The organism is Flavobacterium sp., assembly GCF_044376915.1.
Classification (GTDB): domain Bacteria; phylum Bacteroidota; class Bacteroidia; order Flavobacteriales; family Flavobacteriaceae; genus Flavobacterium.
This window is the reverse complement of the sequence record NZ_JBILKB010000091.1, coordinates 1-6,411: the sequence shown is the minus strand read 5'-3', so window position 1 is coordinate 6,411 and position 6,411 is coordinate 1. Positions and strand designations below refer to the sequence as shown.

The window sequence follows — 6,411 nt, the reverse complement described above, 5'->3', positions numbered from 1 at the left end:
AGCAAGACTCCTTTAAATTCTAGTTCGTCATTATTTTCGTCATATTTAGCATAAGCCCCTATTGGTGCCGTACAACCCCCTTCTAAGGTTTTTAAAAATTGCCGTTCGATGTGCGTACAAATTTCAGTTTCAATATGATTTAATTGCGAAACCGCGTCGATCGTAAAAGCATCATTTTCCATGGCAACTACCACCATTGCACCTTGTGCCGGCGCAGGGATCATCCATTCTAACGTACTGTGATTTTTGGGCATTAAGTTGATGCGTTCTAAGCCTGCAGCGGCAAAAACAGCACCATTCCAGTTGTTGTCTTCAAGCTTTTGCAACCGGGTATTTACATTGCCACGTAAATTAACCACTTCGTGTTGGGGGTATTTATGCAGCCATTCTGCGTTTCTGCGAAGACTTCCTGTGGCAATTGTACCTGTCGAATTTAAAAAATCCAAATGCTCCTTGTATACTAATATATCATAGGGATTTGCACGTTCTAAAACAGCCGCTTGAATAATGCCTTGTGGCAACGCAGTAGGAACATCCTTCATAGAGTGTACAGCAATATCCACCTGTCCGTTAATCATTGCAATGTCTAAGGTTTTTGTAAAAATACCCGTGATTCCTAATTCATAGAGCGGTTTGTCCAACAGTATGTCGCCTTGCGATTTTACCGCTACAATTTCTGTTTTATAGCCTAAATCGTGTAATTTTTTTTGAACGGTATGTGCCTGCCAAAGAGCCAATTCACTATCGCGGGTTCCTATTCGTATGGTTTTACTCATTATTTTGAAAGAGTTTCTAATTGGAAAATTTTCTCAATCCATTCAATGCTTTCATCAACTACAGTTTCGTCTTCTTTTAAATGGTTTGCAAAATGATTGGTTATTTTTTGAATGATGCGAGCGCTAATTAGCTCGGCTTGTTCTTCATCAAAATTTGCAATTTTCTTGCGTTGTACATTGAGTTCTCCTTCTTTAATTGCATTCAATTTTGCTTTTAAGGCATGAATTGTAGGGGCAAATTTTCGTTGTTTGGTCCATGCGATGAATTCATCTTTAATCTCTTCAATGATTGCTTCAGCTGCCGGGATGTGTTTTTTTCTGTTTTCCAGGGTTTCATCGGTCATTTCTGCCAATTGATCCATGTGTACTAAGGATACCCCTTCGATGTGGGTTACATTCTCATGGACATTTTTTGGAATCGATAAATCGAGAACTAACAGGGGTTTTTTCAGATTCAATATTGTCTTATCAATTGTTGGGTTTTGAGCACCTGTAGCCACAACTACTACATCTGCTTTTTGAAGCTCCAATTGTAATTCGGCATATTCTTTAACAATTACGTTCAGTTTTTTTGCAATTTTTTCTGCTTTATCTTTGGTTCTATTGATGAGCGTAATTTGTTCGTGTTTGGTGTGTTTTACTAAATTCTCACAGGTATTTCTGCCAATTTTACCCGTTCCAAAGAGCAAAATGTTTTTTGAATTGATGTCAGGGACATTTTTAAAGATATACCGTACTGCAGCAAATGAGACCGAAGTGGCTCCCGAGGAAATTTCAGTTTCAGTTTTTATTTTTTTACTGGCCTGAATGACCGCATTGACTAATCGTTCTAAAAAAGCATTGGCCAATTCATGGTTTTTACTTTGAACGAACGCGCTTTTCAGCTGACTAATTATTTCAAAATCTCCTAATATTTGACTGTCTAAACCAGTTCCAACACGAAACATGTGAGAAACGGCTTCTTGATTTTTATATACAAAGGCCACTTTTTGAAAGTCTTCAACGGTGCCTTGGCTGTTTTCACACAATAATTTGATCAATTGGAAAGGGTGTTGTGCAAAACCGTAAATTTCTGTTCGGTTACAAGTAGAGGTTACGACCAAACTTTCTAATCCATCCGCTTTCGCCTGAAGCATTAGGCTTGTTTTGGCCTTTTCATCTAAACTAAACCTACCTCTCATTTCGGCATCAGCTTTTTTATAACTAAGTCCAACGGCATAAAATGAGGGCTGTTTTACAAATGAATTGTTTTCCATAGGGTATACTCTTTCCTAAAAAGAGCTACAAAATTATGCGTATAACTATGATAAAAGTAACGCTAAAAGTACTTTTTGTGTCGCTGAAAGATATTTTCAATTATATTTGAATTTTTAGCGTTATTTCCTTTAAATTTGTATTTAAATAAGGTATTTCAAAAGTTTTTATATAGAACAAATCTAAATAACACACAATTGTATCTTTAAGGATATTAAAAAAAACATCGCTATGGGTTCACAAGAGGAAATTAAGATTGAAAATGATTTTATATTGTTGCGTTTTCAAAATGAAAGCGACACAATTTATAAAATTGAACGGCCTGTAAGTCAGGGTCTTATCCAGTTTCATTTTGGGATTAAAGGCAAAGGCAAGTTTGTCTTCAATCAAGGAAATTATGCTTTGGATTTAAAAGAAGAAAAGGCATTATTGTTTTACAATCCCCAAAAAGAATTGCCGCTACATTTAGAATTAGCCCCTAATACTTGGGTAATATCGGCAATCATTTCCATTAAAAAATTTCATGGGTTGTTTTCGTCAGATGCAGAACATGTTCCTTTTTTGAGCGATGAGAATAAAGATAAAAAATATTATAAAGAGTCCGATATTAGTCCGTCAATGGCTATAGTTTTAAGTCAATTGTTTCATTACAATTTGAATCCGTCGATTAAAAATTTATATTACAAAGGCAAGGGATATGAATTGTTGAGTTTGTTTTTTAACCGTTCTGAAGACCCAAATGCAGAACAATGCCCTTTTTTAATTGACGAAGAAAACGTGTTAAAAATAAAAAAAGCCAAAGAAATCATGATTGCTAATATGGCCGAACCCCCCGGATTAGAAAATCTTGCCGAGCAAGTGGGCTTGAGTTTAAAAAAACTAAAAATGGGTTTTAAACAAATTTATGGGGATACGGTTTTTGGCTTTCTTTTTGACTATAAAATGGATTATGCCCGTCAATTATTAGACAGTGGTTCTTATAATGTTAACGAGGTGGGTTTAAAAATAGGCTACAGCACAGGCAGTCATTTTATTGCTGCTTTCAAGAAAAAATTTGGCACGACCCCTAAGAAGTATTTAATGAATTTGAATAGCAACGTGTAATGCCAAAAAGTATCGATTTTATATATCAATCCATCAATAAAAATAATTTGAATCAGAGAGTAAGTTCAATACATGAATTACTTTTATAAAAATAAAAGAACGTATGAAAGGAGTATTGTTAGTAAATTTAGGATCCCCTGAAAGTCCAACAGCAAAAGATGTTAAGCCGTATTTAGATGAATTTTTAATGGATAAATACGTCATAGACGTTCCATTTTTATTACGTGCGTTGTTAGTTAGAGGAATTATTTTGCAAACCCGTCCCAAAAAATCGGCTGAAGCCTATGCTAGAATTTGGACCAGCGAAGGTTCTCCTTTAATTGTGATTTCAAAAAAAATGCACCAAAAAGTGCAACAATTAGTAGATGTCCCTGTAGCCTTGGCCATGCGCTATGGCACCATGACCATTCAAAAAGGATTGCAAGAATTGAAAGATCAAGGGGTAACAGAAGTGATGTTATTGCCCTTATACCCGCAACACGCAATGGCTTCAACCACCACTATTTTGGTTTTGGCTGAAGAATTGCGCCAAAAATATTTTCCAGAAATGACCATTACTAGCGTACCAGCGTTTTATAACAAACCCGATTTTATTCAGGCGTTGGCAAATTCCATTAAAAAGCATTTGGAAGGATTTGATTATGATCATTTATTATTTTCGTATCATGGAATCCCAAAGCGACACATTCGCAAAACAGATGTAACGAAATCGCATTGTAAAATAGATGGCTCTTGTTGTAACACGCCATCACCTGCTCATGAATTTTGTTACCGCCATCAATGCTATGAAACCACAAAACAAGTCGTTAAATTATTAGGCATTCCGGAAGGAAAATACAGCCAAACGTTTCAATCGCGTTTAGCAGGGGATAAATGGCTAACACCATATACTGATGTTGAAATCAACAAAATGCCCGATCAAGGCATTAAAAAACTAGCCGTTGTAACACCAGCATTTGTTGCCGATTGTTTAGAAACATTGGAAGAAATAGCTATGGAAGCAAACGAGCAGTTTTTACACCATGGAGGTGAAGAATTTATGGCCGTTCCGTGTTTGAATGATGAAGACGAATGGTGTGGAGTGGTGGCCAATTGGATAAAGGAATGGAAAAAATAAATCCTTTCAGGATTCAAGTTCTTAGAACTGCAATCAACCTGAAACTTGAAACCTAAAACTTGAAACTAATTCTATGGAATTTTACAACTACATAAAATCACTGCATTTAATTTTTGTAATCACCTGGTTTGCCGGGTTGTTTTACATTGTTCGTCTGTTTGTTTATCAAATTGAAGCAAATGATAAACCTTCGCCAGATAAAGAAATTTTACAAAAGCAATACAAAATAATGACCTATCGTTTGTGGTACATTATTACCTGGCCAAGCGCTGTTTTAGCTACTATTTTTGCCCTTTTATTGTTGCATTTAAATCCCGCTTTCATAGAAATGCCTTGGATGCAAGTAAAGTTGGTTTTCGTTTTTTTGTTATTCATATATCATTTTAAATGTCATAAAATGTATACCGAATTACAAAATGACAACGTAAAATATACCTCTAATTTTATGCGTTTATGGAACGAAGGCGCTACAATTATTCTTTTTGCAGTCGTATTTTTAGTACTTTTAAAAAATGCAATTAACTGGGTTTTTGGAGTAATTGGTATTGTTGTTTTTTCGATACTTATTATGCTTGGATACAAACTATACAAACGAATTAGAGAAAAGCAATAGGCATTTTGCTTAAACACAAATTATGGATAGAATTTTTAATTTAAAAAATCTTTCATTACGCGTAAGAATATTTCTATCCATGATATTCTTGACACTCATTGCGTCGGTATTGATCGCCACGGTATCTATTTATCAATTTCGAAAAGAAGCCAGAGAATACCACCAAGATCGATTAGAACGCAAAGAAACCGCTATTGCTGAACACATCAATTATGTCTTGCAAACAACAACATATCCCTTAACGACAAAAAATGTTCCTTTAATTTTTAAAGAAAAAATCTTTGAATTGGCCGACATTCATAGTATGGAAATTAATATTTTTGATTTAAATGGGAAGTTGTTGATCTCCTCTAAAGCCATTTTCAAAATTGATAAAGACAAACCAAAGATAAACGAAGCAACGCTTAAAATTTTACAAGCTTCATTAGAGAAAAGGTATGTCGAATTTTCAACCATTGACGAACAGCCATTTCGGTCTTCTTATACCTATTTAAAAGACACCAAGTTTAAACCTTTGGGAATTTTGAATTTACCCTATGAAGAAGATCGTGCCTTTTACAACAAAGAAGTGCAAAATTTCCTCATTCGATTCGGACAAGTATATGCTTTTATGTTTTTAATTTCTATAGTATTATCTTACTTCTTGTCTAGTTATATAACCAAGTCACTTAAAATCATTAGTGATAAAATGCAAAAAACCCAACTGGATCAACGCAATGAAAAGATTGTGATAGAAGACGGAAGTAAAGAAATCAATTTGTTGATCAAATCGTACAACAATATGGTCGATAAATTAGAAGAAAGCGCCACTATTTTAGCTCAAAGCGAACGCGAGCATGCCTGGCGTGAAATGGCAAAACAAGTAGCACATGAGATAAAAAATCCTTTGACGCCCATGCGATTAACGGTGCAAAATTTCCAACGTAAATTTGAAGCAAACGACCCTAATATATCCAAAAAACTAGCTGATTACACCCAAACCATTTTACAACAAATCGACACGATGAGTTCGGTGGCCAATGCATTTTCAAATTTTGCTACCATGCCAGCCCAACAGAACGAGACCTTAAATGTGATTGAGGTTGTACAAATGACTTTGGAAATTTTCAATGAAGATTACATTCGTTTTTCGGCAATTGAAGACGAAATTATTGCCAAATTAGATCGCACACAATTGATCCGAGTGGTTACCAATTTGGTAAAGAATGCCATTCAAGCGATTCCTGAAACACAAGAAAACAAGTTGGTTTTTGTAACGGTTTTTAGGGAAGATCAACAAGTTAAAATAGCGGTGAAAGATAACGGAAAAGGAATTTCTGAAGAAAATGCCACACGAATATTCGAACCGAAGTTTACCACTAAATCCAGCGGAATGGGACTTGGATTAGCCATCATTAAAAATATTATTGAAAATTACAATGGAACCATTACTTTTGATACTACAATAAACCAAGGAACAGAATTTTTAGTTTCTTTTCCCATAAATAAATAATTTAAACACTAAAATGGAACATATTCTAATTGAAAAGCAAGCGCATATTGCAGTA

The 6,411-nt window shown here is 34.9% G+C and carries 6 protein-coding genes; 4 read left to right on the top strand and 2 right to left on the bottom strand.

What is annotated here, in order from left to right:
* Together hemC and hemA are read right to left on the bottom strand one after the other, a co-directional pair.
* A partial coding sequence (hemC, locus tag ACIQ6Z_RS08615) for a hydroxymethylbilane synthase (protein ID WP_396210490.1) occupies window positions 1–779 on the bottom strand: 779 nt, incomplete at its 3' end.
* A complete protein-coding gene (gene hemA, locus ACIQ6Z_RS08610; RefSeq protein ID WP_396210488.1) occupies window positions 776–2,032 on the bottom strand; it encodes a glutamyl-tRNA reductase in 1,257 nt (418 codons plus the stop codon). The genes hemC and hemA, both read right to left, overlap by 4 nt.
* A gap of 229 nt (window positions 2,033–2,261) precedes the next feature.
* On the opposite strand from hemA, the gene ACIQ6Z_RS08605 reads away from it, so the two are divergent.
* From ACIQ6Z_RS08605 to ACIQ6Z_RS08590, 4 genes are all read left to right on the top strand, one after another.
* Window positions 2,262–3,134 (top strand): helix-turn-helix transcriptional regulator, encoded by an 873-nt coding sequence (locus ACIQ6Z_RS08605; protein ID WP_396210487.1) that lies wholly within the window; start codon window positions 2,262–2,264, stop codon window positions 3,132–3,134.
* Between the two features lie 103 nt (window positions 3,135–3,237).
* Window positions 3,238–4,251 (top strand): ferrochelatase, encoded by a 1,014-nt coding sequence (hemH, locus tag ACIQ6Z_RS08600; RefSeq protein WP_396210486.1) that lies wholly within the window; start codon window positions 3,238–3,240, stop codon window positions 4,249–4,251.
* Window positions 4,252–4,324: 73 nt separating this feature from the next.
* Window positions 4,325–4,864 carry a CopD family protein gene (locus ACIQ6Z_RS08595; RefSeq protein ID WP_396210485.1) on the top strand — a complete coding sequence of 180 codons (540 nt, stop codon included), beginning with the start codon at window positions 4,325–4,327 and terminating at the stop codon, window positions 4,862–4,864.
* 79 nt (window positions 4,865–4,943) lie between these two features.
* Entirely contained in the window at window positions 4,944–6,356 is a 1,413-nt protein-coding gene (locus tag ACIQ6Z_RS08590) for a sensor histidine kinase (RefSeq protein WP_396210489.1), read from the top strand.
* Window positions 6,357–6,411: the final 55 nt, after the last annotated feature.

Excerpts from the sequence above, each read along its gene's own strand:
- ACIQ6Z_RS08590 (WP_396210489.1), top strand. The coding sequence starts at position 4,944 with ATGATATTCTTGACACTCATTGCGTCGGTATTGATCGCCACGGTATCT.
- ACIQ6Z_RS08605 (WP_396210487.1), top strand. The coding sequence starts at position 2,262 with ATGGGTTCACAAGAGGAAATTAAGATTGAAAATGATTTTATATTGTTG.
- hemA (WP_396210488.1), bottom strand. The coding sequence starts at position 2,032 with ATGGAAAACAATTCATTTGTAAAACAGCCCTCATTTTATGCCGTTGGA.
- ACIQ6Z_RS08595 (WP_396210485.1), top strand. The coding sequence starts at position 4,325 with ATGGAATTTTACAACTACATAAAATCACTGCATTTAATTTTTGTAATC.
- hemH (WP_396210486.1), top strand. The coding sequence starts at position 3,238 with ATGAAAGGAGTATTGTTAGTAAATTTAGGATCCCCTGAAAGTCCAACA.